General features: G+C 67.1%; 23 protein-coding genes and 1 pseudogene. 10 read left to right on the top strand and 14 right to left on the bottom strand.

Features of this window, described 5'->3' with window-relative positions:
• Nucleotides 1–29: 29 nt before the first annotated feature.
• Nucleotides 30–797: a 2-hydroxycyclohexanecarboxyl-CoA dehydrogenase gene (gene badH / locus MKD50_RS03830; protein WP_115701194.1), complete on the bottom strand. Its 768-nt coding sequence runs from the start codon at nt 795–797 to the stop codon at nt 30–32.
• Nucleotides 798–937: 140 nt separating this feature from the next.
• On the opposite strand from badH, the gene MKD50_RS03825 reads away from it, so the two are divergent.
• The 5 genes from MKD50_RS03825 to MKD50_RS03805 all read left to right on the top strand — a co-directional run bounded on the left by MKD50_RS03825 (nt 938) and on the right by MKD50_RS03805 (nt 5,738).
• Complete coding sequence (locus MKD50_RS03825; protein WP_115701197.1) at nt 938–1,459, top strand: MarR family winged helix-turn-helix transcriptional regulator; 522 nt, start codon at nt 938–940, stop codon at nt 1,457–1,459.
• A gap of 237 nt (nt 1,460–1,696) precedes the next feature.
• Nucleotides 1,697–1,990, top strand: a complete 294-nt coding sequence (locus MKD50_RS03820; protein WP_115701199.1) for a GYD domain-containing protein — start codon at nt 1,697–1,699, stop codon at nt 1,988–1,990.
• 171 nt (nt 1,991–2,161) lie between these two features.
• Nucleotides 2,162–2,386 (top strand): DUF2188 domain-containing protein, encoded by a 225-nt coding sequence (locus MKD50_RS03815; protein ID WP_115701201.1) that lies wholly within the window; start codon nt 2,162–2,164, stop codon nt 2,384–2,386.
• Nucleotides 2,387–2,454: 68 nt separating this feature from the next.
• Nucleotides 2,455–3,501 (top strand): AI-2E family transporter, encoded by a 1,047-nt coding sequence (locus tag MKD50_RS03810; protein WP_252666440.1) that lies wholly within the window; start codon nt 2,455–2,457, stop codon nt 3,499–3,501.
• 137 nt (nt 3,502–3,638) lie between these two features.
• Nucleotides 3,639–5,738 (top strand): TonB-dependent siderophore receptor, encoded by a 2,100-nt coding sequence (locus tag MKD50_RS03805; RefSeq protein ID WP_252666438.1) that lies wholly within the window; start codon nt 3,639–3,641, stop codon nt 5,736–5,738.
• A 50-nt stretch (nt 5,739–5,788) separates the two neighbouring features.
• Here the strand turns inward: MKD50_RS03805 and fdhF are convergent, their stop codons facing one another.
• The 5 genes from fdhF to MKD50_RS03780 form a co-directional block, all read right to left on the bottom strand.
• Nucleotides 5,789–8,611 (bottom strand): formate dehydrogenase subunit alpha, encoded by a 2,823-nt coding sequence (gene fdhF / locus MKD50_RS03800; RefSeq protein ID WP_252666436.1) that lies wholly within the window; start codon nt 8,609–8,611, stop codon nt 5,789–5,791.
• A 26-nt stretch (nt 8,612–8,637) separates the two neighbouring features.
• Nucleotides 8,638–10,347 (bottom strand): NADH-ubiquinone oxidoreductase-F iron-sulfur binding region domain-containing protein, encoded by a 1,710-nt coding sequence (locus MKD50_RS03795; protein ID WP_252666434.1) that lies wholly within the window; start codon nt 10,345–10,347, stop codon nt 8,638–8,640.
• Nucleotides 10,348–10,529: 182 nt separating this feature from the next.
• Nucleotides 10,530–11,849: an oxalate/formate MFS antiporter gene (oxlT, locus tag MKD50_RS03790; RefSeq protein ID WP_252666432.1), complete on the bottom strand. Its 1,320-nt coding sequence runs from the start codon at nt 11,847–11,849 to the stop codon at nt 10,530–10,532.
• Between the two features lie 648 nt (nt 11,850–12,497).
• The gene (locus tag MKD50_RS03785) at nt 12,498–12,716 is read right to left on the bottom strand and encodes a hypothetical protein (RefSeq protein WP_025584906.1); all 219 of its coding nucleotides are present in this window, start codon (nt 12,714–12,716) and stop codon (nt 12,498–12,500) included.
• 132 nt (nt 12,717–12,848) lie between these two features.
• Nucleotides 12,849–13,772, bottom strand: a complete 924-nt coding sequence (locus MKD50_RS03780; RefSeq protein WP_115701216.1) for a LysR family transcriptional regulator — start codon at nt 13,770–13,772, stop codon at nt 12,849–12,851.
• 311 nt (nt 13,773–14,083) lie between these two features.
• Here MKD50_RS03780 and MKD50_RS03775 point away from each other — a divergent pair, with 311 nt between their 5' ends.
• Entirely contained in the window at nt 14,084–15,025 is a 942-nt protein-coding gene (locus MKD50_RS03775; protein ID WP_115701218.1) for a LysR family transcriptional regulator, read from the top strand.
• A 116-nt stretch (nt 15,026–15,141) separates the two neighbouring features.
• A complete protein-coding gene (locus MKD50_RS03770; RefSeq protein WP_012356314.1) occupies nt 15,142–15,447 on the top strand; it encodes an HAD family hydrolase in 306 nt (101 codons plus the stop codon).
• A 54-nt stretch (nt 15,448–15,501) separates the two neighbouring features.
• Here MKD50_RS03770 and MKD50_RS03765 read toward each other — a convergent pair whose 3' ends face one another.
• Together MKD50_RS03765 and MKD50_RS03760 are read right to left on the bottom strand one after the other, a co-directional pair.
• Nucleotides 15,502–15,960 carry a DUF2269 family protein gene (locus MKD50_RS03765; RefSeq protein ID WP_240070862.1) on the bottom strand — a complete coding sequence of 153 codons (459 nt, stop codon included), beginning with the start codon at nt 15,958–15,960 and terminating at the stop codon, nt 15,502–15,504.
• The gene (locus tag MKD50_RS03760) at nt 15,942–17,222 is read right to left on the bottom strand and encodes an SDR family oxidoreductase (protein WP_252666430.1); all 1,281 of its coding nucleotides are present in this window, start codon (nt 17,220–17,222) and stop codon (nt 15,942–15,944) included. The genes MKD50_RS03765 and MKD50_RS03760 overlap by 19 nt, the downstream gene beginning before the upstream one ends.
• On the opposite strand from MKD50_RS03760, the gene MKD50_RS03755 reads away from it, so the two are divergent.
• Nucleotides 17,202–17,777 (top strand): hypothetical protein, encoded by a 576-nt coding sequence (locus tag MKD50_RS03755; protein ID WP_252666428.1) that lies wholly within the window; start codon nt 17,202–17,204, stop codon nt 17,775–17,777. The two genes, MKD50_RS03760 and MKD50_RS03755, sit on opposite strands and share 21 nt — an antisense overlap.
• Nucleotides 17,778–18,066: 289 nt before the next feature.
• Nucleotides 18,067–18,965 (top strand): annotated as a pseudogene (locus MKD50_RS03750) (manganese catalase family protein).
• Nucleotides 18,966–19,020: 55 nt separating this feature from the next.
• Here MKD50_RS03750 and MKD50_RS03745 read toward each other — a convergent pair.
• Complete coding sequence (locus MKD50_RS03745; protein WP_115701229.1) at nt 19,021–20,301, bottom strand: Nramp family divalent metal transporter; 1,281 nt, start codon at nt 20,299–20,301, stop codon at nt 19,021–19,023.
• 19 nt (nt 20,302–20,320) lie between these two features.
• On the bottom strand, nt 20,321–20,446 hold the full coding sequence (locus MKD50_RS30660) for a hypothetical protein (RefSeq protein ID WP_256461647.1): 126 nt from the start codon (nt 20,444–20,446) through the stop codon (nt 20,321–20,323).
• Between the two features lie 268 nt (nt 20,447–20,714).
• On the opposite strand from MKD50_RS30660, the gene MKD50_RS03740 reads away from it, so the two are divergent.
• Complete coding sequence (locus MKD50_RS03740; protein ID WP_252666427.1) at nt 20,715–21,329, top strand: TetR/AcrR family transcriptional regulator; 615 nt, start codon at nt 20,715–20,717, stop codon at nt 21,327–21,329.
• Here the strand turns inward: MKD50_RS03740 and MKD50_RS03735 are convergent.
• The 4 genes from MKD50_RS03735 to oxc form a co-directional block, all read right to left on the bottom strand.
• A complete protein-coding gene (locus MKD50_RS03735; protein ID WP_252666426.1) occupies nt 21,296–22,873 on the bottom strand; it encodes an AMP-binding protein in 1,578 nt (525 codons plus the stop codon). The genes MKD50_RS03740 and MKD50_RS03735 overlap by 34 nt on opposite strands.
• Nucleotides 22,874–23,011: 138 nt before the next feature.
• Nucleotides 23,012–23,449, bottom strand: coding sequence for a PAS domain-containing protein (locus MKD50_RS03730; protein WP_252666424.1), 438 nt, complete (start codon nt 23,447–23,449; stop codon nt 23,012–23,014).
• 156 nt (nt 23,450–23,605) lie between these two features.
• On the bottom strand, nt 23,606–24,856 hold the full coding sequence (gene frc / locus MKD50_RS03725) for a formyl-CoA transferase (RefSeq protein ID WP_240070869.1): 1,251 nt from the start codon (nt 24,854–24,856) through the stop codon (nt 23,606–23,608).
• Nucleotides 24,857–24,896: 40 nt separating this feature from the next.
• Nucleotides 24,897–26,636: an oxalyl-CoA decarboxylase gene (gene oxc / locus MKD50_RS03720; RefSeq protein ID WP_115701241.1), complete on the bottom strand. Its 1,740-nt coding sequence runs from the start codon at nt 26,634–26,636 to the stop codon at nt 24,897–24,899.
• Nucleotides 26,637–26,840 lie beyond the last annotated feature (204 nt).

The following is a 26,840-nucleotide window of genomic DNA, read 5'->3' as shown; positions in this document are numbered from 1 at the left end:
CTCCGTTGTCAGTCTGGGATGGGTTGCGCTCAGCCGTTCATGGTCAGGCCGCCCGACACGCTCAGCACCTGTCCGGTGATGAACGACGCATCGTCGCCGGCAAAGAACAGCACCGCGCCAGGCAGGTCGTCGGGCTGTCCGATGCGACCCAGCGGGATCGAGCGGGTGAAGGCTTCCACCAGCTTCTCGGGGTTGCCCGCGCCCTGCTTGTAGTCTTCGAACAGAGCGGTCTCGGTCGGCCCCGGGCACACCACGTTCACGGTGATGCCGTGGCGCGCATGCTCGCGCGCGATGGTCTTGGAGAACGACACCAGCCCGCCCTTGCACGCGGCATATACCGCTTCGCCGGAAGACCCCACGCGCGCGGCATCGGAGGCGATATTGACGATGCGCCCGCGCTTGCGCGCCACCATGCCGGGCAGCACCGCGTGGTGCATATGCAGCGCGCCGGTCAGGTTGATGGCAATCAGCCGCTCCCACTGCGCCGGCTCGGTCTTGACGAACGGCCGGAACACGTCCCAGCCGGCGTTGTTGACCAGCACGTCGATCGGGCCCAGCTCCTGCTCCACCGCAGCCACCGCCGCCTCGACGCTGGCGCGATCGGTAATGTCGCAGCGCACGGCCAGTGCGCGGCCGCCGGCATCGCGGATCTGCGCCGCCACGCGTTCACCTGCCTCCGGGTTCAGGTCGAGCACGCCTACCGCCGCGCCCGCACGCGCAAAGCGCAAACAGGTTGCGCCGCCGATACCGCCACCACCGCCGGTCACGATGACCGTCTTGCCTTCGAGTCCTTGCACAGCCGTTCTCCTTTCAGGGTTCCGGTGCTATCGTGCCGGCGGTGTCGCCGCCACATGCGCCACTTATTTAGGTAAATATATTGACGTATAATAGGCGTGACCGACACCGCGTGCAAGGCCGCTATCCTTTGGAAATCACTATGGTTAACCCCGACCAGGGAGGTGAACTCCCGACTAACGCGCGCATGGAACTGGCTAACCGGCTGTTCTTCCGCCTATACCAATGCGCAAACATGTTGCATAAAACCGGTTCACGAGCCGTCGAAGCGGAAGGACTGACGACACAGCAGTGGGCCGTGCTGGGCGCGTTGTCGCGCCCTGAAGCCGCCGATGGCATGAGCGTCGGCGACCTGGCCCGTTACCTGATGGTGAGCCGCCAGAACCTGTCCGGGCTGGTCAGCCGGATGGAACGGGACGGTCACATCACGCTGGCGCCCGACGGGCGCGATCGCCGCTCGCGGCTGGTGCGGATGAGCAAGCCGGGCCGCGAGGTGTGGCTGCACCAGGCGCAGCCGAAGATCCGGCAGTACTACGAGCAGGCGCTGGACGGCTTCTCCACCAACGACCTGACGCACACGCTGCATTACCTGCTGAAGCTGCTGGACAACATGCGCGCGCTGGACGCGCCGGAGGGTGGCGACGGCGGGCCGGCACAGGACTAAGGCGGATCGCTGTATCAGGACTGATACACAGCAGCCCATCCCGAGCCGTGGGGCACCGCGGCATTTCCCGCGACGCGGCCCACCACGTCGGCTGGCGCGCAATATGCGTCGGTATGGGGTTGCTCAGGCCCCCGGCGCTGCGCCGGGACTCCCTGAACCACTGCCCCGGCTTGCTGCGAGCGGTCGCGTGCGCGCAGCCGGGACGGCGTTCGATCGATCCTTACCGGAGATCCCGCCATGACCCGCTATATCGTGCTCGCCAGCTTCACCGACCAGGGCATCCGCGCCGTCAAGGACACCACCAAGCGCGCCGCCGCGGTGCGCGAGATGGGCGCGCGCTTCGGGGTGCAGATGAAAGACATCTACTGGACCCTGGGCAAATACGACATCGTGCTGACGGTCGAGGCCCAGGATGACGCCAGCATGACCGCATTCGGCCTGGCGGTGGGCGCGCTCGGCAACGTGCGCACGCAGACGCTGCGAGCCTTCAATCTGGACGAGATGCAGGGGATTATCGACAAGATGAGTTGAGCCACCTTTGCACTGCCCCTGCAATCAAGAGCGCCCGCCAGGATCCTGGCGGGCGTTGTCGCTTCCGGCTGGCGCTCTGTTCCGGATATCCGACGGCCTTGTCAGACGGCGCCCGATACCTGGTCCGCGGCACAGCGCTGAAACTCATGCTGCCAACTTCCGGAGAGCGCCATGCCAGGCAAGAATATCCATGTCGTGCCGACCCATAACGGCTGGGCCGTCGAAGCGGAGGGACGCTCCGGCAACCAGCAGCGCTTCACTTCGATGGCTCATGCGATCGCTACCGGCGCGGAAAAAGCCCGGCGCGCGCAGGTCGAGTTGCTGATCCATGGCAGGGATCACCAGATCCTGGAGCGCAACTCCTTCGGCAAACCTGCCGGCGACGCCGACGGGTAGTTGCCGGGCACCGCCGTGCAGGGCACCATCGGCATCGTTCCTGGACGAATCTACTCGCGGACCATCCGATGCGCAATTTGAAAGGCTTTTACATCCTTCTGGTCGCCGTCACCATTGCGTTCATCTGGATACTGCTGCCCTTCTACAGCGCGATCCTGTGGGGCACCATACTTGCCATCCTGTTTCATCCGATGCACCGCAAGCTGACGGTGCGCTTCGGCAACCGGGAAAATCTCGCAGCACTGACCACGCTGCTGGTCTGCGTGCTGATGGCCATTGTCCCGGTATTCCTGATGATTGCCACGCTCGCACAGGAAGTGGCCTTTGCCTACCAGCAGATCAAGACCGGCAAATGGGATTTCGGGCAGTACTTCCAGACCGCCGTACAAGCCCTGCCAGCCTCCATCGAGAACTGGCTGAACGAAATCGGGTTGGCCGACGTCGCGGGCTTGCAGGCAAAACTGACCGAAGGGGCCGCCCGCATCAGCCAGTTCATGGCGGCCCAGGCTGTCGCCATTGGCCAGAACACGCTGCAGTTCGCGGTGGGCCTTGGCGTCATGCTGTACCTGGTGTTTTTCCTGCTACGTGACGGCGCGGTGATTTCCCATCGCTTGCGCGAGGCCATGCCGCTGAGCGACGCCCACACCCGCCGGCTGGTCGGCCGGTTCACCACCGTGGTCCGCGCCACGGTCAAGGGCAACGTGGTGGTGGCGGCGGTGCAGGGCATTCTGGGCGGCCTGGCTTTCCTGCTGCTGGGCATCAACGGCGCGCTGTTGTGGGGCACGCTGATGGCGTTCCTGTCGCTGCTGCCGGCCGTCGGCGCCGCGCTGGTCTGGGGCCCCGCCGCGATCTATTTCCTGCTGGCAGGTCCCGTATGGAAAGGCATCGCGCTCATTGCCATCGGCACCCTCGTCATCGGCGCGGTGGACAACCTGCTGCGCCCTGTGCTGGTCGGCAAGGACACCAAGTTGCCGGACTGGGTCGTGCTGATCTCGACCCTGGGCGGCATGTCGGTGTTCGGCATCAACGGCTTTGTGATTGGTCCGCTGATTGCCGCGCTGTTTATGTCGTGCTGGGATATATCGGTGATCGAGGATCGCGACGACGCCATGTGACCGGTTCACGCAGCCATTTCGCCATGTCGCGGCGTCGGGCACGTTGACAAAGCAACTTCGCATACCCGGACCAAAGCCCTAGAAACACGAATTATTCTCATTTATTATTCGGCCTTTTGCTTTTATCCCGGGCCGCCATGCTTTTCCGCCGACTTGCCATACCCGCCGCTGCCAGTTCCCTGCTGCTGCCTGCCGTTGTCTCCCACGCCGCCGAAGAACTTGCCACGCTGCCATCCGTGACGGTCAGCGCCGCCAGTGACGGGCCGACCGACGTCGGCTTCGCCACGCGGCGGGCGGCCGGCGTGACCAAGTCGGGCGAATCGGCGGCCGACGCCGCGCAGTCGATCACCGTGATCACGCGCGACCTGCTCGACAGCCAGCAGGCGCAGAACCTCAGCGACGCGCTGCAGAATTCGGCCGGCGTGGTCACCAATACCTATGGCCGGCGCGGCTGGGACGATTTCATCATCCGCGGCCAGCGCGCTTCGGAATCGGTCTTTGCCGACGGCTTGCTGGTCGACAGCAACAACCGCGTGGCGCAGGAGCTGTTCGGCGTGGAGCGCGTGGAAGTCCTCAAGGGACCGGCCTCGATACTGTTCGGTGCGGTGCAGCCCGGCGGCCTGGTCAATATGGTCAGCAAGCGCCCGCGCGCGGAATTGTTTGGCGAACTGGGCCTGACCGTCGGCAACTATGGCTTCCGGCAGATGACGGTCGACGTTGGCACCCCGCTGGCCAAGGACAGCAAGGCCGCGTTCCGCCTGAACGGGCTGATGATGAACAGCGACGATCCGACCGACTTCGTCTGGTATCGCAACCGCTGGATCGCGCCGTCGCTGACGCTCGAACTTGGCGCGCGCACGGACTTCACCATCCTGGCCAGCCACAACCAGCGCAACTACGTGCGCCAGCAGGGCCTGCCCGTGAATGGCACGCTGGTGCCGAACCGCAATGGCGTGGTGCCGGCCAACCGCTTTATCGGCGAACCGAATGCGCCGTCCTATGACGGCGAGCAGAACCGCATCGGCTACGCGCTGACGCACCGGTTCGACTCGGGCTGGACCCTGAACCAGAACCTGCGCTACCAGACATCGTCGCTGACCGGTACGCTGGTATCGGCCGGCACCATGGCGGTCAACAGCCAGTCGATGAACCGCAGCGGCACGCAGCAGAACTTTTCCGGCAATTCATTCGGCGTCGACACCAACGTGCAGCGGACTTTTGCGTTCACGGGCCATGCCCACAACGTGACCTTCGGCATCGACTACCGGCATACCAAGGAAGACCGCCTGCAGAAGACGTGCCGCGTGGCCGCGCTGAACGTCTACAGCCCGGTCTATGGCGCCAGCATCAACTGCCCGTCCGCCTATAGCGTGGATGCGACCGATACGCTGGATGCGCTGGGCCTTTACCTGCGCGACCAGGTCCGCATCGGGCAGCGCTGGACCGTCACCGGCGGCGTGCGCTACGAATCCGCGCGCACGGGCACAACCGACCGGCTCGCCTCGTCGCGTACCGACAACGACAACAACGCCGTCACCGGCAGCGCCAGCGTGATGTACGACCTGACGCACTGGGCGCGGCCGTACGCGAGCTTCGCCACGTCGTTCCTGCCCAACGCCGGCACCGATGTCAGCGGCGCCACCTTCAAGCCCGAGAAGGGCCGCCAGTACGAGGTCGGCATCAAGTTCGACATGCCAGACAAGTCCGGCCTGCTGACGCTGGCGGCGTTCGACCTGACGCGCACCAATGTGCTCGGCAGCGATCCGGTCAACACGGGTTTCAGCATGGCCGTGGGCGAGCAGCGCTCGCGCGGGCTGGAAGTGGAACTGACGCAGGACCTCGGTTACGGCCTCAGCGTATCGGCGGCCTACGCCTACATCGCCAGCGAAGTCACCGAGGACACCACCGCCGCCAACGTCGGCAAGCCGCTGAACAGCGTGCCGCGGCACAGCTTCTCGGTCTGGAGCCAGTATCGCCTGCGTGGCGCGCTGGCGGGCTGGTACGTCGGTGCCGGCGTGCGGGGCGAGAGCGCCAAGCGCGGCTACAGCTTCAACTACACCGTGCCGGGCTACGCCGTCGCCGATCTTGCCGTCGGCTACGTGGCCTCGCACTGGCGCGCGGCATTCAACGTCAAGAACGTGTTCGACAAGATGTACTACGCGGGTGGCCTGAACAACAACGTGCTGCCGGTGGGCAATCCGCGCGTCGCCATGCTCAACGTGACGATGAGCTATTGAGGCTGGGGTGGTGTTCCGCCGGCGATGCGGAACACCACCGCTCCTTGGGGCTAGGCCGAAGCCGGCTCCAGGATCTGCCCGCCGCCATAGCTCGACTGCACCGGCACCGGTCCGCCCGCCGTCATCCTGATTGCGCAGTACTTGAACTCGGGAATCTTGCCGAACGGGTCCAGCGCCGCGTTGGTCAGCTTGTTGATCGCCGCCTCGTAGTAGCAGAACGGCACGAACACGGCGCCGCGCGGCGTGCCGGCATCGGCGCGGGCATAAAGCGTGACCTCGCCGCGCCGCGACGACAGCGTGACCACGCCGCCCGGCGTGCCACCGAGCGCATCCAGGTCGAGCGGATGCACCAGCGCGACCGGATCGGGCTCGATCGCGTCCAGCACGCCGGCGCGGCGCGTCATGCTGCCGGTATGCCAGTGCTCGAGCTGGCGCCCGGTGATCAGCACCATCGGATAGTCGGCGTCGGGCCGCTCGGCCGCCGGGATGATATCGGCCGGCACGAAACGTCCCCGCCCCGTGGCGGTCGGGAAGCTGTCGGTGAAGATCACCGGCTCGCCCGGATCGCCCTCTTCCTTGCACGGATACGTCACCGCGTGTTCGCGCTCCAGCCGCTCCCAGGTCACGCCGCCGATGCTCGGCATCGCCTGCCGCATCTCGTTGAACACGTCCTCGACGCTGTCGTAGCGCCAGTCCAGCCCCAGCTGCGCCGCCATCTGCTGGATGATCCACAGGTCCTGGCGCGCCTGCCCCGGCGGATTCAGCGCCTGCCGTCCGAGCTGCACGGTGCGGTCGGTGTTGGTGAAGGTACCGGTCTTCTCGGGGAAGGCCGAGGCCGGCAGCACCACGTCGGCCAGGTACGCGGTCTCGGTCAGGAAGATGTCCTGCACCACCAGGTGGTCCAGCGATGCCAGCGCCTCGCGCGCATGCTCGGCGTCGGGGTCGGACATCGCCGGGTTCTCGCCCATGATGTACATGCCGCGCACTTCGCCGCGCTCGATCGCCTGCATCACCTCGACCACGGTCAGGCCGGGCTGGCGGTCCAGCGGCATGCCCCACAGCGCCTCGAAGCTGGCGATCGCCAGCGGATCGTCGACGCGCCGGTAGTCCGGGTACATCATCGGGATCAGGCCCGCATCGGAAGCGCCCTGCACGTTGTTCTGCCCGCGCAGCGGATGCAGCCCGGTGCCGGGCCGGCCGATCTGGCCGGTCATCAGCGCCAGCGCGATCAGGCAGCGCGCGTTGTCGGTGCCATGCACGTGCTGCGACACTCCCATACCCCACAGGATCATCGAACTCTTCGCGGTGGCATAGACCCGCGCGACCTCGCGGATGGTTTCGGCGTCGATGCCGCAGATCGGCGCCATCAGCTCGGGGCTGTAGGCGGCCACGTTGCGCTGCAGCTCGTCGAAGCCGATGGTGCGGCTGTCGATGAAGTCCTGGTCGACCAGCCCTTCGTTGACGATCACATGCATCATCGCGTTGAGCAGCGCCACGTCGGCATCGGGCTTGAACTGCAGGAAGCGCCAGGCAAAGCGCGCCAGGTCCGAGCGGCGCGGATCGGCCACGATCAGCTTGGTGCCGTTCTTCACGGCGTTCTTGATCCAGCTGGCCGCGACCGGGTGGTTCACGGTCGGGTTGGCGCCGATCACGATCACCACCTCGGCCTTGTCGACATCCATCACCGGGTTCGACACCGCGCCCGAGCCGATCCCTTCCAGCAGCGCCGCCACCGACGAGGCATGGCACAGCCGCGTGCAGTGGTCGACGTTGTTGCTGCCGAAGCCGGTGCGCACCAGCTTCTGGAACAGGTAGGCCTCTTCATTGCTGCCCTTGGCCGAGCCAAACCCGGCCAGCGCGCGCTTGCCATGGGCATCGCGGATCTGCGCGAGCTTGCCGCCGGCCAGCGCCAGCGCTTCTTCCCAGCTGGCTTCGCGGAACACGTCCATGACGTGGTCGGGATCCATGACGAAATCGCCCTGCTTCGGCACGCCGTCGCGGCGCACCAGCGGCACCGTCAGCCGCTGCGGATGCTGGACGTAGTCGAAGCCGTAGCGGCCCTTCACGCACAGGCGCTGGTGGTTGGCCGGGCCATCGCGCCCTTCCACAAACTGGATGCGGTTGTCCTTGACGTTGTAGGTCAGCTGGCAGCCGACGCCACAGTACGGGCACACCGATTCCACCTGCTTGTCCGGCACCGCCAGCGCGGCATCGCGCGCGGGCATCAGCGCGCCGGTCGGGCAGGCCTGCACGCATTCGCCGCAGGCCACGCAGGTGGAAGCGCCCATCGGGTCGTCCATGTCGAACACGATGCGCGCGTCGTCGCCGCGCAGCGCCAGCCCGATCACGTCGTTGACCTGTTCGTCGCGGCACGCGCGCAGGCAGCGGGTGCACTGGATGCAGGCATCCAGGTTGACCGCGATGGCCGGATGCGACAGGTCCGCCGCCACGCGTTCGCGCGGGGCGAAGCGTGGCTTGCCGACTTCCAGCCGGGCGGCCCATTGATCAAGCTCGTTGTGGCGCGTGTATTCCGCTTCCGGCATGTCCGACTGCAGCAGTTCCAGCACGGTGCGCTGGGCGCGGCGGGCGCGCTCGGATTCGGTCTGCACCTGCATGCCTGCGGCGGGATAGCGGCAGCAGGACGGCGCCAGCACGCGCTCGCCCTGGATCTCGACCATGCAGGCGCGGCAGTTGCCGGCGGGCTCGAGGCCGTCCTTGTAGCACAGGTGCGGCACGTCGAAGCCTTCGCGCTGCGCCACCTTCAGCAGGCTTTCGCCGGGCTCGGCGCTCACCTCGCGGCCGTTGAGGGTGAAGGTCACGGCTGGTTCGGCGGATTCGACAAGCGCGCGTTCGGCGCGGGTCAGTGCATTCATGTCTGTCTCTCAGGCTCGGGCCGGCATCAGGCCAGTTCGTGCGGGAAGTACTTGATCACGCAGTCGACGGGGTTCGGCGCGGCCTGTCCCAGGCCGCAGATCGAGGCATCGCGCATCACCGCGGACAGGTCATCCAGCGCCGCCAGGTCCCACTTGGGCTGGCGGATCAGGTCGAGCGTCTTGGCCGTGCCGGTGCGGCACGGCGTGCATTGTCCGCACGACTCGTGCTTGAAGAAATGCATCAGGTTGCGCGCCGCCTGCGTGGCGCTGTCGTGGTCGGACAGGATCACGATTGCGGCCGAGCCGATAAAGCAGCCGTAGGGCTGCAGCGTATCGAAGTCCAGCGGGATATTGCCCAGCGCCGCGGGCAGGATGCCGCCCGACGCCCCGCCCGGCAGGTAGCCGTAGAACGCATGGCCGTCGAGCATGCCGCCGCAGTATTCGTCGATCAGCTCGCGCACCGTGATCCCGGCCGGCGCCAGATGCACGCCAGGTCGTTTGATCCGGCCCGAGACCGAGAACGAACGCAGGCCCTTGCGCCCGTTGCGCCCTTGCGCGGCAAACCACTCGGCGCCCTTCTCGAGGATGTCGCGCACCCAGTACAGGGTTTCGAAGTTGTGCTCCAGCGTCGGCCGGCCGAACAGGCCCACCTGCGCCACATAGGGCGGACGCAGCCGCGGCATGCCGCGCTTGCCTTCGATCGATTCGATCATCGCCGATTCTTCGCCGCAGATATACGCGCCCGCGCCGCGGCGCAGCTCGATGCGCGGCAGGCCCGGGACCGGCGGGTCCCGCTGCAGCTGCTGCAAGGCTTCGGCCAGCAGCGCGCGGCAGCCGGCATATTCGTCGCGCAGGTAGATGTAGATCGCCGCCACATCGACCACCTGCGCCGCGATCAGCATGCCCTCGAGGAAACGGTGCGGATCGCGTTCCAGGTAGACGCGGTCCTTGAAGGTGCCGGGCTCGCCCTCGTCGATATTGACCGCCATCAGCCGCGGCGCGGCTTCGCCGCGCACGATGCGCCATTTGCGTCCGGTCGGGAAGCCCGCGCCGCCCAGGCCGCGCAGGCCGGAATCCTCCATCGTGGCCAGCACCGCGGCCGGGTCGAGCCCGCCGCCGGCCAGCGCCTTCAACACGGCATAGCCGCCGTCGCGCCGGTAGGCGTCGTAGTCGATATGCGGTTCGGGCGCATGGCGCACGGCCTTGGCCTGCACGGCGGTGCCGATGGCCTCGGCGGTTGCATGGTCGACCGGGTTCTGGCCGACCAGCGCGGCCGGCGCCTTCTCGCAGCGGCCGATGCAGGGCGCGGCGATCACGCGCACCTCGGTGCCGAGCAGCGCCGGCAGCTTGTCGATCAGGGCCTGCGCACCGGCCAGCTCGCAGGCAATGCCCTCGCACACACGCACGGTCAGCGCCGGCGGCGGCGCGATCTGGCCATCCGCATCCTCGCGCACCACGTCGAAGTGGTGGTAGAAGGTGGCGACCTCGTAGACCTCGGTCATCGACAGCCGCAGCTCGCTGGCCAGCGCGACCAGGTGCGGCATGGCCAGCTGGCCGTAGCGGTCGTTGATGCAGTGCAGGTGTTCGATCAGCAGGTCGCGCCGGCGGGGCATGTCGCCCAGCGCCACGCGCACTTCGGCCAGCGCGGCCGCGTCGACCTGCCGGCCCTTGGGCTGGCGGCGCTTGCGCTGCCGGCTGAGGCCCGTCGCCTCGAGGGGAATGACAACCTGGTTCATGGCGTGCCTGGGTGTTGTTGGTGGGGTTGCGCTGCACGATCAGGAAGGCGCCCGGCGGGCCGCCCTCCTGTCGTGCCTTGTTGTTGTCGTATTGTGCTACCGGGCGCGGCGGCTGTGCAGGCATCGCAGCCGCACGCGTCCGGGTACTGCCGGCGCCGGTGGGCGCCGTACTGCCTTCTTCATCAGGTCAGGTCTTCGGGCACGGTACGGTAACCCATCGGCGCAGCGGTGTTGGCATGCACGTACTTGCGGGCATGGGCCTCGCGCATCGGCTTGAGCACGAACAGCGCCATCGCCGCGGTCAATGCCGCCATGCCCGAGGCCACCATGAACACCGCGTGCCAGTTGCCGGTGGCGGCGGTGATCACGCTGGAGAACGGCACCAGCAATGCCGCCGTGCCCTTGGCGGTATACAGCAGGCCGGCGTTGGTGGCGGCAAACTTGGGCCCGAAGGTGTCGCCGCAGGTGGCCGGGAACAGGCTGTAGATCTCGCCCCAGGCGAAGAACACCACCCCCGTCAGGATCACGAAGGCAACCGGATGGTGGCCGTACTTCGACAGCAGCAGGATGCCGACCGCCTCGACGCCGAAGGCAAAGAACATGGTGCGTTCGCGGCCGATATGGTCGGAGATCCAGCCAAAGAACGGACGCGTCAGGCCATTGAGCACGCGGTCGATGGTCAGCGCGAAGGTCAGCGCCGGCAGGGTCAGGCCGAGGATGGAGATCGGCGCCTCATGCAGGCCGAAATCCTTGGCGATCGGACCCAGCTGCGCGGTGGCCATCAGGCCGCCGGCGGCCATCATCACGAACATCGCGTACATGACCCAGAAGATCGGCGACTTCAGCACCTCGCGCGGCGACGCGTTGTAGGTGGCTGCCGCCTTCAGCGTGCTCTTGACCTCGCTCAGGATCTTGGCCGACGGCGGGTACAGGGCCATGCCGAGGATGAACACCACCAGCCCCTGGCCCAGGCCGAACCACAGGAAGGCCGCTTCATAGCCCGAGGTCTTGATCATGTTGGCGATCGGCACCACGGTGAGCGCCGAGCCGGCGCCGAAGCCCGCCGCGGTAATCCCCGCCGCCAGGCCGCGGCGATTCGGGAACCACTTCAGCGCATTGCCCACGCAGGTGCCATACACCGCGCCCGCGCCCAGGCCGCCAATGGCCGCCGCGACGTACAGCATGGGCAGCGAGGACGCTACCGAGTTCAGTGCCCAGGCCACTGCGCACAGCAGGCCGCCGCCCACCACCACCGGGCGCGGGCCGTACTTGTCGACCAGGTAGCCCTCGATCGGCACCAGCCATGTTTCGGTCACAACGAAGATGGTGAATGCGACCTGGATCGCGGTACGGCCCCAGCCGTATTTGTCGTCGATCGGGTTGACGAACAGGGTCCAGCCATACTGCATGTTGGCAATCATCGCCATGCAGATCACGCCGAATACCAGTTGCACCCACGGCGACGCAAAGCGCGACGTGGACTCCCTCTGCTGCAATTCCATGATGTCTCCTTATAGCGGCGAACCGCCAAGGTGGAAGATGGGCGCCTTCAGACGCCTCTGCGTGACTCTCGGTCGAAGAACAGCTTAGCCGTTCTAGTGCTATACGGTATGTGATATATCAGGTAAGTCAAGCGTATTCTTCGCGGCTGTGCAGCATGCCGCCGCTTTACCTGGTGCCCTAGCCGTCATGGACCGCCCGCGAATGGTGCGCAAGCGGAATCAATGGCAGTTCCGGCAGCATCAAGAGTCCTTGGGAATCAAGCAGTTGCCTTGCGTCTAAGCATAAATCGGCCAGCGCCCGGCAACCGCAAGCATGCCGGGGATCTCGCCATTGAAAAACCGGGAAAACGATCGGTTGGGGAAAGTCCCTAGATGCAGACATGGAGGCCTGCGGGTGTACGTATCCATATGGAATGGCCGGGGATCCACCCGGACCGGGCACACAAAGCGCCGATGGCAGGACAAGGAGCGCGCAAGGAACGCGCAACGAAGCGCCAGGGCGTCGCTTGCGAACAGAGGGGAAGGATAAGGAGGGAGGGAGACGAGCAGCGTGGCGGCCGTGCTCGCCGTGATGGTCGCAAGGGATGCCGGCCGCTACAGCCCTTGCCATCAGCGCTTCAGCGCGAAAGCGCCGCGCGCCAGCGGCCTTCAGGCATAGGCGAGTTCACCGGCGGCCGGCACGATGCGCGACGCGCTGGCGCGGCCCACGCCGTCGCTGTGCTGGTTCGAGCCGAGGCCGGCAAAGCGGCCGTGGTCCTGCGCGGTAACCAGCACATCCATGGGCAGGCGCGTGGCCAGCAGCGTGGTCACGCCCACACCGACAGCAATCAGGGCCAGGCCAAGGGCGACGAGAAGAGCGACTTCCATTTGAAAACTCCAGTAGCGTTGTGATCAGGAGTTTTCATTATATGCTGCGCCGCACTATGTGTAAATATCCTGTATGTAATATATCAGTAGAGGTTTTGCACTAATCCAACATGCCTCCGCCGGGCCTCCTGCTCACACCGTCGTGGCTTCGCGCGCGCGCACTGGTGGCTCCTGGTACTCCTGGCCGCGCAAGGCGTCCCAGATCGCGGCGGCGTTGGGCTTCAGCGAGCGGCTCTTGCGCCGCACCAGCATGACCGTCGACGTCACCTGCGGCCGCAGGGGCCGCATCACGGCGGCCGGATGCATGCCGCCGGCCTGTGCCCGCGACGGCAGCACGCCGATGCCGAGGCCCAGCGCCACCATGCCGAACACCGCAGCGAAATGGCCCAGCAGCTGCAGCGAGCCCGCGCGCACGTGATAGCTGCTGAGCGCCTTTTCCACCGCGGGCTGCACGCCGCACTGCTGGTCCAGCGTCAGCACGCTGGCGTCGCAGAGGTCGCCCCACCCTACGGTGTCGTGCTGGGCCAGCGGATGCTTGGCGGGCAGCACGGCGTGATAGGCGTCGACACACAACGGTTCGCAATACAGGTCGTCGCCGGCGCGCGGATCGGTGGCGATGCCGAAATCGACCTCGCCGCTGCGCACACTCTGCAGCACCGATTCCTGCGAACGGTCCTTCAGGTGGATGGCGATCGCCGGCCACGCCTGCCGGCACCCGGCCAGCCAGGTCGGCAGCGACATCGAGCTCAGCACCGGGTCCGAGGCGATCTGCACCAGGCCCTGGCATGGCCGGCTGGCGCTCTGGCTGTCGCGCAGGGTCTGCTCCACCTCTTCGATCAGGTGGCAGATGCGCTGGGACAGGTGCTGGCCGGCGTCGGTCAGCTCCACCTGGCGCGTGGTGCGGTCGAACAGGCGCTGGTCGATCTCTTCTTCCAGCTCGCGCACGCTGCGGCTGACCGCGGATTGTGTCAGCCCCAGTTCGACCGCGGCGCGGGTAAAGCTCTTGTGCCGCGCCACCGCGGCAAAGGCCTTCAGTTGCGGGAGCGAGATATTCATGGCCTGCCCCCCTGCCCCGCGCCGGCATGGCTGAGGCGAACCCTGTCTTCGGGCATGGCACGGCGCTGCGGGGGCCGCGCGGCTGCGTTCGGTCCGGTCACGATAGTCTCCTTGGTGTTGATCGTGGCTGTGGGCAGCCATCGTTGTTTTTTGGCCATGCTGGTGGCCGGCGGCTGGCTCCCGCGCTGCTGGAGTGCCGGGTTCGGACGGGACATGCAAGGCTGGCGATTGATGCTACTTGAATCTAAGATCAGCACTGCATAAAGTTTTTTATCGTTTATATAGCTGATCGTTTATAGGACGGGAGCCGGATGAAGAACGCCACGCTGCGGCAGCTGAAGGTCTTCGAGACCGTTGCCCGCCATATGAGCTTTTCCCGCGCCGCCGAGGAACTGCACCTGACCCAGCCCGCGGTGTCGACCCAGGTGCGGCAGCTGGAGCATCACGTCGGGCTGCCGCTGTTCGAGCAGCTCGGGAAAAAGATCTATTTGACCCCGGCGGGCCATGAAATGCTGCATTACAGCCGCAGCATCATCCAGCAGTTCCGCGAGGCCGAAGACGCCATGTCGCAGCTCAAGGGCATCTCCGGCGGGCGCCTCAATGTCGCCGTGATCAGCGCCGGCGACTATTTCTTTCCGCGACTGCTGGCGGAATTCATGGACCGCCATGAGGGGGTGACGCTGAACCTGGCCGTGCACAACCGCGAGGAACTGCTGCACCAGCTGGCCGGCAACCTGACCGACCTCGCCGTGATGGTGCGCCCGCCCGAGGGCATGGACACCATCAACGAGGCCTTTGCCCCGCACCCTTACGTGATCGTCGCCGCGCCCAGCCACCCGCTGGTGGGCGTGCGCAATATCCCGCTGGCCGAACTGGCCGACGAAGCCTTCGTCTCGCGCGAGAAAGGCTCGGACACCTGGAACTCGATGCAGGAAGGCTTTGCCGGCCGGCTGTCGAACCTGCGCATCGCGATGGAGATCAAGAGCACCGAAACCATCAAGCAGGCGGTGATCGCCAACATGGGCATTGCCTTCCTGTCAGCCCATACCGTGGGCCTGGAGCTGCAGGCCGGCAAGCTGGCCGTGCTCGATATCGAGGGCTTTCCGGTGATGCTCAACTGGTACGTGGTGCACCGCAAGAACAAACGGCTGCCGCCGGTGGCGCTGGCGTTCAAGCAGTTCCTGATGGAAGAAGGCGCCGACCTGATCCAGACCATCACGGGGGTGGCAGGCTTGATCCGCCAGGATGCCTGAATGGTTTCATAAACGATTACTTATGGTTTTGCTATGAAACTTTAATTATCGTAAATCGTTCACCCTCCCTATGCTTGTCTCAACCCAACTGCCAGCGCGCATCCGAGGAGACCAGCATGAACCCCGCCCAGCAGGAAAGCCGCCACGCCGCCATCACGGTCGGTGCCGACAACCAGCCGATCCCGCGCGAGACCCAGCTCGCGGCGTATAACGCGGCCTTCATCGAACTGGGGCTGCGCTTTCGCTGGGACGCCGCCATGTATGAGTGGCTGTGCGGCATCGAATGCGAAAAGGGACGCGTGGCCCGCTATATCGAGGAACATCACCCCCACCTGCTGGCCGCGTACGACGCCGCGTTCCTGAGCGGGCTGATCTTCGAGAAAAAGAACGAGTACCTGCGCGCGGTCGGCCACCTCAACTGAGCGGCCCGATCGGTTCACGGCGAGGCGCGCGACAGCGGCCTCGCCGTTTTTTGTTCAACTGACCTTGGCCACCATCAGGTAGAAGATGACCAGGAACGAGAACAGCGCCGGGAAGCCCAGTCCGAACCACCACCAGAACAGGCGCCAGTAGGCGCGCGGCAGCCGGGGCCCGTTGCAGTCCAGCGCCACGTCGCGCATGCGCTTCTGCAGCCAGACCACCGGCAGCCAGCAGGCAATGGCGACGGCGTAAAGCACCACCGACCACTTCAGCCACGGCACCGACCACGAGAACCCGGCCATCTTCACCAGCGCATAGCCGGTCAGCGGCTGCAGGATGGCGGTGGAGGCGGTGAAGATCCAGTCAGCGATCACCACCATGCGTGCGGTCGCGGCAACCGTGCGGACATTGCGCGTCAGCGTCGCGCCGACCAGGTAGAAGGCGCTGCCCACGCCGGTGCCGAACAGGAAGGTGGCAGACAAGATATGCAGCCATTTCAGCGTGACGTAGTCCATGCCCGCTCCTCGGTCAGGTGCAGCCACCACAGCACGACCAGCATCGGCACGTTCTTGCTGAGCGGGCCATACGGATGCAGCCAGTATTCCGGCAGGCGCACGCTGATGATGCCGGTGTAGCCCAGGATCAGCGCGATCTGCGCCAGCCACAGCCAGCGCGGGCGCCGCGGCACCACGCACAGCACGCCGAAGGCCAGGTCGAGCAGCGCGGCGCCATACAGCGCCAGCGGCTGCAAGGCCGGCGGCACGCCCGCGCGCGCCAGCAACGCATAGCTGTCGGCCACCGGGTACAGCCCCAGCGAAACCGCCGCGGTGACGATCCACACAAAGGCCAGGCTCCAGCGCAACAGCGGATGGATCCAGCGCTGCAGCGCCTGCGCACGCAACGCGCCGCGCAGTCCCGGCGGGATGAATGCGGGCACCGCCCGCGGCGGCCGCCCGAGCACGCGGGCAAGGCCGGACGGATCCGCCACGCTGCCCTGGTCCAGCATGGTCAGCGCATCGCGCCCGAGCACGCCGCCGGTGGCGCGTTCGGCCAGCGGCATCACCGCCCGCGCCAGCGCGCGCGGCAGCGGCACCAGCCAGGCCTTGCCGCGCAAACCCAGGCCATGGCGCAACGCCTCCAGGTAGTCGGCCAGCGGCAGCGGCGCCGGGCCCACCAGCGCCAGCCGCCCGGAGCGCCAGGGCGCTGCGCCGCCCCATCCGGCCAGCAAGGCCACGATGGCCTGCGCCACGTCGTCGACATGGACCGGCTGCACCGGCTGCCTGCCGCCACCCGGCAGCGCCAGGCAGGGCAGCGTCGCCAGCGCGCAGAACAGCTGCGCACTGGTGCCGTCGGCACCGAACACCAGCGACGGCTGCAGCACCACGGCATCGATGGGCAGGCCGAGCAGGTGCTGGTCGGCCGTGCGTTTGCTGCGATGGAAGTCGGTCAGCGCATGTTCGTCGGCACCCAGCGCCGACATCTGCACCACCAGCCGCACCCCTTGCCGCAGGCAGGCATCGAACAACGCCTGCGGCGCGGCGCGGTGCAGCACGTCGAAGCGCTGGGTCGCGGTCTCGCGGAAGATGCCGATCAGGTTCACCACCGCCTCGACATCGGCCAGCAACGGCGCCCAGTCTGCCGCCGCGGTCATGCGCGCAAAATCGACGGCACGAAATTCGCTTGCCGTGCAGGCATGGCCGCCATGCGGCGCTTCGGGTGCATCGTGCGCAGGCACGTGCCGCACCCCCGCTATCACATGGAATCCTCGATCCAGCATTGCGGCACAGGCATGCCGGCCGATAAAGCCGCTGGCGCCGAGCACGAGCACGCGCTGGATGCGGCCACGGTGCTGCGCCGGGCCGCGGTCTCGGGCACTTGCGCCAGCCTGTTGTCCACCGCCATGCTCGCCTGCGGTGGCAGCGTCGACTGCGGCAGCGCCTTCGCGCCCGTCAACGCCGTCAGCCACTGGATCTGGGGCGAACGGGCCATGCACGTCAACCGGGCGTCGGTGCGGCATACCGTGCTGGGCTATGTCATCCATCATGCGATGTCGGTGTTCTGGGCGGCGTTCTACGAAGGCGCGATGGCAGTCGGCGACGCCCATCGCACTGCTTGCTCCAGCGCCCGCCCCACCGCGCCGGCGCGCGTGCTCGGCGGCCTGGCGATTTCCGGCATCGCGTGTTTCGTCGACCTGAAGTGCACGCCCCAGCGCCTTACGCCCGGCTTCGAGCGCCGGCTGTCGCCCGGCATGCTGGCGCTGGTCTACGTCGTCTTCGGGTTGGCTTTGCCGCTGGGTGCGATGCTGCTGCGGCACGCCGCAAAGCGCGCCTGATTCAGGCCCCCGCCCACGGTCTTTGTCCGTGCTGCTGCACGCAGCGCCAGTAAATTTCACACGGCTCTCCCGCTTTTTACCGTTCCCGTCGCGCCCGCGCGGGTCTTTGCGCTGCGCCCGGCAACGCGCTGTATCAGCCGTGCAAGCTCCACGCCACCGCGCCCGGCCGGATGGTGGCAGCCGGGCATGATCGTTGCGGCCGCGAGCCCCCGGTCGGTCCGTCGCCTCCATACCGCCTGACTCGACCGCTGCGACACGCCTCCCGCTCACCTCTACCGGAGAATCCACCATGTTCATGCACAACAAGCGACTGCAGTACACCGTGCGCGTCTCGCGTCCCGACCCCGGCCTGGCCAACCTGCTGCTGGAGCAGTTCGGCGGCCCGCAGGGCGAGCTGGCCGCGGCATGCCGCTATTTCACGCAGGCCCTGGCCGAGGAGGATCCGGGCCGCAAGGACATGCTGCTCGATATCGCCACGGAGGAACTGAGCCACCTGGAGGTGATCGGCTCGATCATCGCCATCTCAACCGCGGCGCCAAGGGCGAGCTGGCCGAAGGCCTGGACCAGGAAGCCGAGCTCTACCGCTCGCTGCAGGGCGCGGGCAACGACAGCCACGTGACGCAGGTGCTGTTCGGCGGCGGGCCGGCGCTGGTCAATTCGGCGGGCGTGCCGTGGACGGCCGCCTATGTCGACACCATCGGCGAGCCCACCGCCGACCTGCGCTCCAACATCGCCGCCGAGGCGCGCGCCAAGATCATCTACGAGCGGCTGATGAACGTGACCGACGATCCCAGCGTGCAGGAGGCACTGGGCTTCCTGATGACGCGCGAGATCTCGCACCAGAAGTCGTTCGAGAAGGCGCTGTATTCGATCACGCCCAACTTCCCGCCGGGCAAGACGCCGGGCGATCCGCAGTTCGCCAACGTCTACTTCAAGATGTCGCAGGGCGAGGCGATGCGCGGGCCATGGAATGCGGACCGCAACTTCGTCTTCGTCGAAAGCCCGACGCCCGCGGTGGATGGCGGCGATGGCACCGCCCAGGTCGACCTGCCCGCCGAGCAGCAGGACACGCTGGAGGCGTTTGCAATGCGCGGCGCGTCCGACCCGCAGAGCGATCCTGTGACCGGCGCCGAACTGGGATCGGGCGAGGCCGAAGCCGACGACCTGCAGCAGAAGCCGCAGCCCTGACATGCGCGGCGGGTCCGGCACGCTATGGCCGAACTACGTCGGCACTACGTCGGCACTACGGCCGCCACGCCGTCAGCGTCATCGCCACCATCGCCACGTTCATGGCGACGATGATGCCGACGGCCAGCGTGGCCAGCACGAACACCGTGCGCGAATTGGCGTAGCGGCCCATCAGCCTGCGGTCGCTGGTAAAGCGCAGCAACGGGATCGCGGCGAACGGCAGCTGCAGGCTCAGCATCACCTGGCTGACCAGCAGCAGCTGCGCCATGCCGCGCTCGGCAAACAGGATGGCGACCACCAGCGCCGGCACGATCGCCACGCAGCGTGTCAGCAGGCGGCGCGCCCACGGCGGCAGCCGCGTGCGGATAAAGCCTTCCATCACCACCTGCCCCGCCAGCGTGGCGGTGACGGCCGAGCACTGCCCGGACGCCAGCAGCGCGACGCCAAATACCACGCTGGCCCAGGTGGCACCGGTGAGCGGACTGAGCAGGCGATAGGCGTCCTGGATCTCCGCCACATCGGTGCGGCCGGCCGCATGGAACACCCCGGCGGCGGTGACCAGGATCGCACTGTTGATGACGAAGGCAACCGCGAGCGCCGTGACCGTATCGAAGGCGATATAGCGCAGCGCGCGTTCGGTGCCCTGCCGGTCCGCGTGCGGCAGCCGCGTCTTGACCACGGCGGAGTGCAGGTACAGGTTGTGCGGCATCACCGTGGCGCCAATGATGCCGGTGGCGATATACAGCGCGCCGGCGTCGCCCAGCACCGCCATGCGCGGCACCAGGCCCGCGGCCAGGTCCGGCCACGCGGGCTGCGCCAGCGCCAGCATCAGCAGGAAGCAGCCCAGCACCAGCACCACCATGCTGATGACGAAGACTTCCAGGCGCCGATAGCCGCGCTGCTGCAGCACCAGCACCAGCAGCACGTCGAGCACCGTCAGCGCCACGCCCCACGGCAGCGGCAGCCCGAACAGCAGGTTCAGCGCAATCGCGGTGCCGATCACTTCGGCCAGGTCAGCGGCGCAGATCGCCACCTCGCACAGCACCCATTGTGACCACGCCGACAGCGGCGACGCGTGCCGCCGGCACGCCTGCGCCAGGTCCAGCCCGCTGACCAGGCCAAGGCGGCTGGCCATGACCTGCAGCAGCATGGCCATGGCGCTGGCCATCGCCACCACCCACAGCAGGCGATAGCCGTAGGCCGAGCCACCGGCAAGATCGGTGGCCCAGTTGCCAGGGTCCATATACCCGACCGCGACCAGGTAGCCGGGCCCGGCAAAACGCGCGAAGTCGCGCCATGCGTAGGCCGGCGGCGCGGCGGCCAGTTCGGGAGGCATCAGCGCACGGCCAGCGGCGCTACACCGGGGGCGGCAGCAGCCGCGCCAGCATGGAGGCGGCCCCCGCCGCGACGATGAACAGGCCCAGTGCCAGGCGCACGGGATGGCAGCGCCAGCGCCGCCAGAACCAGCCGTCTCGATCCATCGCCGTTCTCCCGGTGGGCCGGACCACTGCGGTGCCGGCAGACTGGCGCAGCGCAAGGATCGTTCCCGCGCGGCAAAGCCCGCCACGCGCTCGCCGCGGCGCACGCGGCGCGCCGCGTGGTAATTCCGGCGCTGCGGCGGTCATGCGGACTTGCAAGCTTTACGCGGGGGAGCGCCGGGTGATGGCGCGTGCGGAAAATCGTCGTAACATACCGCTCCCAACCTAGATCGAACCGGCCGGCGGCAGCCGGACGCATCCCGCCCGCTTCATGGCCACGCGACGCACCGACGAAGACTTTATCCAGGACCTGACGCGCCTGCTGTGCAGCGAAGGCGTCTCGTCGCTGACCATCGGCGAGATCGCGCAGCGCATGCGCTGCTCGCGGCGGCGCCTGTACGAGATCGCGCCGACCAAGGAGGCGCTGTTCGTCGGCATCTGCCGCGATGTGCTGGCGGCCAACCTGGAGCGAGGCTTCGCCGCGGCGCACGCAGAGATCGATGCCGCGCGCGCCGTGTCGGCCTACCTGCACGCCGCGCTGAATACCTCGGGACTGAGCAAGGCGGCGCTGGCCGACCTCGATGCCATCGACAGCGGCCGGGCCGTGTTCGACGCATACCAGCTGGCGCGCGTGCGCGGGCTGGAAAGCCTGCTCGAGGCCGGCATGCGGCAAGGACTGATGGCGCCGCACAACCCGCGGCTGGTGTCCGAAGCGATCCTCGGCGCCGCGCATCGCCTGCGCAGCCAGCAGTTCCTGAAGGACACCGGAATGAAGATGGGCGATGCCTTCAGCGAGTTCTACGAGATCATCCTGAACGGCCTGCTGTGCCGGCCGCACGCCACCGGCGCCGCTCAGGCCACCTGCCGCTCCTGTCCGCCCCAGTAACGCCGGCGGATGGCCTTGCGATCGATCTTGCCCAGCGCCGTCAGCGGCAGCGCATCGGCGAACACCACCTGCTTGGGCGCATTGACCACGCCCTTGTGCCGGGTCACGTGGGTGATCACGTCGGCCTCGGTCAGGCCGGTGCCGGGGCGGGCCACCACCACGGCGGTCACGGCTTCGCCCCACTTGGGGTCGGGCACGCCGATCACCGCGGACATGGCGATGGCGGGATGCAGCGCCAGGCAATGCTCGACTTCGCTGGGGTACACGTTGAAGCCGCCGCTGATGATCATGTCCTTGGCGCGGTCGACCAGGTACAGGAACCCTTCCCTGTCGCAGCGCGCCATGTCGCCGGTGTGCAGCCAGTCGCCGGCAAAGATCCTGGCGTCTTCCTCGGGCCGGTTCAGGTAGCCCTCCATCACCAGCGGGCCGCGCACGCACAGTTCGCCCACCTCGCCCGGCGCGACTTCACGCATCTGCGGGTCGAGCAGCCTGACCTGGTTGCCGGGGATCACCTTGCCGCACGAGCGCAGGCGCTCGGGGTGGTCCGCATCGTGGTCGCGCGGGCTCAAGTAGCTGATGCACATCGGCGCTTCGGCCTGGCCGTAGATCTGCCCGAACACCGGGCCGATGCGGCGCAGCGCGTCGGCCAGGCGCACCGGTGCGATCGGCGCCGCGCCGTAGAGCACCAGTTCCAGGCTGGACAGGTCAGCCGTGTCCAGGCCATCGCAATCGAGCAGCCCGTAGATCTGCGTGGGCACCAGGAAGGTCAGGTTGATGCGGTGCTCGGCCACGCGTCGCAGGAAATCCGCCGGGCTGAACTTGTCGCACAGGTAGATGGTGCCGCCGCGCAGCAGCGTCGGCAGGAACAGGCTGCCGGACGCGTGCGAGATCGGCGTGGTCACGAGGTAACGCACCTGCGCCGGCCATTCGTAGGTGGCCAGCATGTACTGCAGCATCGTCACCGAGGTCCGGTGAGTATGCAGGATGCCCTTCGAACGTCCGGTGGTGCCGCCGGTGTACGACAGCTTGCTGATCTCGGTCGGGTCATCGCCGGGGACCACGGGCGCGTCATCGAAGGCCGCGGCGGCGTGCGCCAGGCCGGCGCCAAACTCGCCGTCGTCGAGCGGTAGCACCTGCAGCCGCGTGCCGGCGGCGAGCGCGCGCGCCCGCTCGGCGAAGCGGGCGTTGTCGACCACCAGCGCCTGCACCCCCGCGTCTTGCAGCACGAAGGCATGGTCCGCTTCCGCCGCCATCGGATGCAGTGATACGGCCTTCAGCCCGGCCAGTTGCGCGGCGATGATGGCCGCCACCGCCTCGGCGCGGTTGCCGACCAGGAAGGCCACGGCGTCCTGGCGCGCCAGGCCGCGCGCAGCGAACAGCCGCGCCATGCGTGCGCTGTGGCGGGCCAGCGCCTCATAACTCAGCGTGACGTCGTCGCCGACCACGGCGGGTACGCCAGGCCGCGCGCGCAGCGCCGCCGTATAGAGCTGGCCGACGGTCGCGCCGCCGTGGACGACCGCAGCCGCCGGAGCCTGACGGGCCATGTTGTCTCCCCTGTAATTGTTGTGGTCAGGCTCCCAATGTAGGGGCCGCCCGGTACCACGTCAACGCTTTTGGTACCGAGAAGGCCGGGTTAATACAGGCTGAAGCGGTGTGCAGAAGTCATTCAGGCAGCGGGAGCCTCAGACCTGTTCCTTGACCTGGTTCTCCAGCTCGACCAGCCGCTTCTTCAGCGCCCGCTCTTCCTGGAAGCGCGCGGTCTCGTCGCGGATCACCGCGACGATGCCGGTAATGGCGCCGGCGGCGTCCTTGAGCAGCGCCACGGTGAAGGCGATCGACATCGCCTTGCCGTCCTTGTCGACCGCCGGCACCTTGAGCAGGTCATGGCCGTAGCGGGTGATGCCGGTCGCCATGGTCTTGTCGTAGCCCTCCCAGTGCCGCCCACGCAGCCGCTCGGGGATGATCAAATCAAGCGACTGGCCCATGGCTTCGGCCTGGGTAAAGCCGAACATGCGCTCGGCCGCCGGATTCCACAGCGTGATGGCGCCCTTGGCGTCGGCGATGATGATGGCGTCGCCAATGGCGGACACCAGTTGTGCGTAGTCGATCTGCTCTGTCATGGGGATTCCCTCTCGTCATCTACAAACGGCAGCGGCTGGGGCGCGCCGGTGCCACCAGGCTAGCGTGCCACATCGCGACGCCACAAGCAAAAACGCCGGAGCCCGCTGTGCGCGCGGCCCCGGCGTCGACGCCGGCACGGATGCCGGCGGTCGGCGTCAGATCACCTGGGACTCGCGCAGGCGCTTGATGTCTTCCGCACCGTAGCCCAGGCCGGCCAGCACCTCTTCGCTATGCTCGCCCAGCAGCGGCGAACCCGTGATCTCCGGCTTCAGGTCGGAGAACTTGATCGGGCTGCCCACCGTCAGGTAGCTGCCGCGCTCCTTGTGCGGCACCTCGGTGATGCTGCCGCTGGCGCGCAGCGACGGATCGGCGGCGATCTCCTTCATCGACAGCACCGGCGAGCAGGGGATGTCGAACTTGCGCAGGATGTCGACCGCCTCGTACTTGGTCTTGTCGGCCAGCCATTCCTCGATGGTGTTGAAAATATCGAAAATATGCGGCTGGCGCGCCTTGGGGGTGGCGTAGTTGGGATCGTCGATCCATTCCGGCTTGCCCAGCGCCTTGCAGATCGGCTCCCAGGCATGGCCCTGGATGGTGAAGTAGATATAGGCGTTGGGATCGGTCTCCCAGCCCTTGCACTTCAGCACCCAGCCCGGCTGGCCGCCGCCGCCAGCGTTGCCGCCGCGCGGCACCACGTCGCTGAAGCTGCCATGCGGGTACTGCGGGTACTCTTCCAGGTAGCCCAGGCGGTCCAGGCGCTGCTGGTCGCGCAGCTTGACGCGGCACAGGTTCAGCACCGCGTCCTGCATCGACACCGCCACCTTCTGGCCCTTGCCGGTCTTGTCGCGGCCGATCAGCGCGGTCAGGATGCCGATGGCCAGGTGCATGCCGGTGTTGGAATCGCCCAGCGCCGCGGCGGAGACCGTGGGCGGGCCGTCCCAGAAGCCGGTGGTCGAGGCCGCGCCGCCGGCGCACTGCGCCACGTTTTCATAGACCTTCAGGTCTTCGTAGTGGTGGCCGTCGCTGAAGCCCTTGACCGAAGCCACGATCATCTTCGGGTTGAGTTCGTTGATGCGCTCCCACGAGAAACCCATGCGGTCGAGCGCGCCTGGACCGAAGTTCTCGACCAGCACGTCGGACTCGCGGATCAGCTGCTCCAGGATCTTTTTTCCGTCCGGCTTCTTCGTATCCAGCGTCAGGCTGCGCTTGTTGGAGTTGAGCATGGTGAAGTACAGCGCGTCGACATCCGGGATGTCGCGCAACTGGGTGCGCGTCACGTCGCCGGAACCCGGGCGCTCGACCTTGATCACGTCGGCGCCGAACCATGCCAGCAGCTGCGTGCAGGCGGGACCCGCCTGGACGTGCGTGAAGTCGATGATCTTGATGCCGTTGAGTGGGAGGTTCACGTTCGTCTCCTATTGGATTAGGGGGTGAAATTCGGGTGGATTACTTCTTGGCCGAGCTTTGCGGATTCAGGTTGGTCAGGCGACCGCTTTCGGTGCCGGCTGCCGGATCGATGACGGCGTTGACCAGCGTGGGCTTGCCCGAGCGCAGCGCTTCGTTCACCGCGGCCTCGAGTTCCGCCGGCGTGGTGACGTTGGCGCCGACGCCTCCGAACGCTTCCATCATCTTGTCGTAGCGCGCACCCGGGACGAAGGTCGTGACCGCCGGGTCGGTGCCGCCGGTGGGGTTCTTGTCGATGCCCTTGTAGACGCCGTTGTTGTTGAAGATGACGATGCAGACCGGCAGGTTGTAGCGGCAGATGGTCTCGACTTCCATGCCCGAGAAACCGAAGGCGCTGTCGCCGCACAGCGCCAGCACCGGCTTGCCGGTCTCGACCGCCGCGGCCACCGCATAGCCCATGCCCACGCCCATCACGCCCCAGGTACCCACGTCCAGGCGCTTGCGCGGCTCGTACATGTCGATCACGGCGCGGGCGTAGTCCAGCGTGTTGGCGCCTTCGTTGACGAACGAGATGCCGGGGTTGGCCTTGACCACATCCTTCAGCACGCTCAGCGCGCCGTGGAAGTTCATCGGCGCGGCATCCTTGGCCCTGGCCAGGGTCTCGGCCATCTTCGCCAGGTTGGTGTCCCTGCGGTCCGCCACCGCGTTCAGCCAGTCGGCGCCCGGCTTGGCGAAGTCATTGCCGATCTTGTCGAGCAGCGCCGATACGCATGAGCCGATGTCACCGACCACCGGCGCGGCGATGGCGACATTGCTGTCCATCTCGGTCGGCGCGATGTCGACCTGGATGAACTGCTTGGGCTTGCCCCAGGTCTTGCCCTTGCCGTGCGACAGCAGCCAGTTCAGGCGGGCGCCGACCAGCAGCACCACGTCGGCCTCCGCCAGCACATAGGAGCGCGCGGCCGAGGCCGACTGCGGATGCGTATCGGGCAGCAGGCCCTTGGCCATCGACATCGGCAGGTACGGGATGCCGGTCTTCTCGACCAGCTTGCGCAGGTCCGCCTCGGCGCGTGCATACGCCGCGCCCTTGCCGAGCAGGATCAGCGGGCGCTTGGCGGTCTTCAGCAGCGCAACGGCGCGGTCGATCGAATCCGGTGCGGGCAGCTGGCGCGGCGCCGGATCCACCACCTTGATCAGCGACTGCTTGCCCTTTTCGGCTTCCAGCGACTGGCCCAGCAGCTTGGCCGGCAGGTCCAGGTACACGCCGCCCGGGCGGCCCGACACGGCGGCGCGAATGGCACGCGCGACGCCGACGCCGATGTCCTCCGCGTGCAGCACGCGGAACGCCGCCTTGGCGTGCGGACGGGCGATGGCCAGCTGGTCCATCTCTTCGTAATCACCCTGCTGCAGATCGACGATCTCGCGCTCGCTCGAGCCGCTGATCAGGATCATCGGGAAGCAGTTGGTGGTGGCATGCGCCAGCGCCGTCAGCCCGTTCAGGAAGCCCGGCGCCGACACGGTCAGGCATACGCCCGGCTTCTGCGTCAGGAAGCCCGCAATCGCCGCGGCGTTGCCGGCGTTCTGCTCGTGGCGGAAGCTGATGACGCGCATGCCGTTGGCCTGCGCCAGACGGGCCAGATCGGTGACCGGAATGCCGGGCAGGCCGTAGATGTTTTCGATGCCGTTCAGCTTCAGCGCGTCGATGACCAGATGAAAACCATCGGTTTGTGCCTGATGTTCTTCCGCGGCGTGACGCTGCAGCTCGTTTCCGACTTCTGCCATGGTTGCTTCCTTCTATGCAAATTGACTGGGGTGGGAATTTTTGTGACTCAGGCTGCCGCGGGAGTGCTCGGGGCCCGCTTCGCTACGACTTCCGACATGCTTGGTCTCCTTATGGACTTGTGTTCGTGGTGCGCGGGGGCTGTGCCCTGCTGCGGTCGGTGCCGGTTCTCGTTCGACCGGTCTTGATGACATACGGTATGTGAT

Source organism: Cupriavidus mimosae, from assembly GCF_023952485.1.
In the GTDB taxonomy this organism is placed as follows: domain Bacteria; phylum Pseudomonadota; class Gammaproteobacteria; order Burkholderiales; family Burkholderiaceae; genus Cupriavidus; species Cupriavidus taiwanensis_C.
This window is presented reverse-complemented; position numbering and strand designations above follow the sequence as displayed.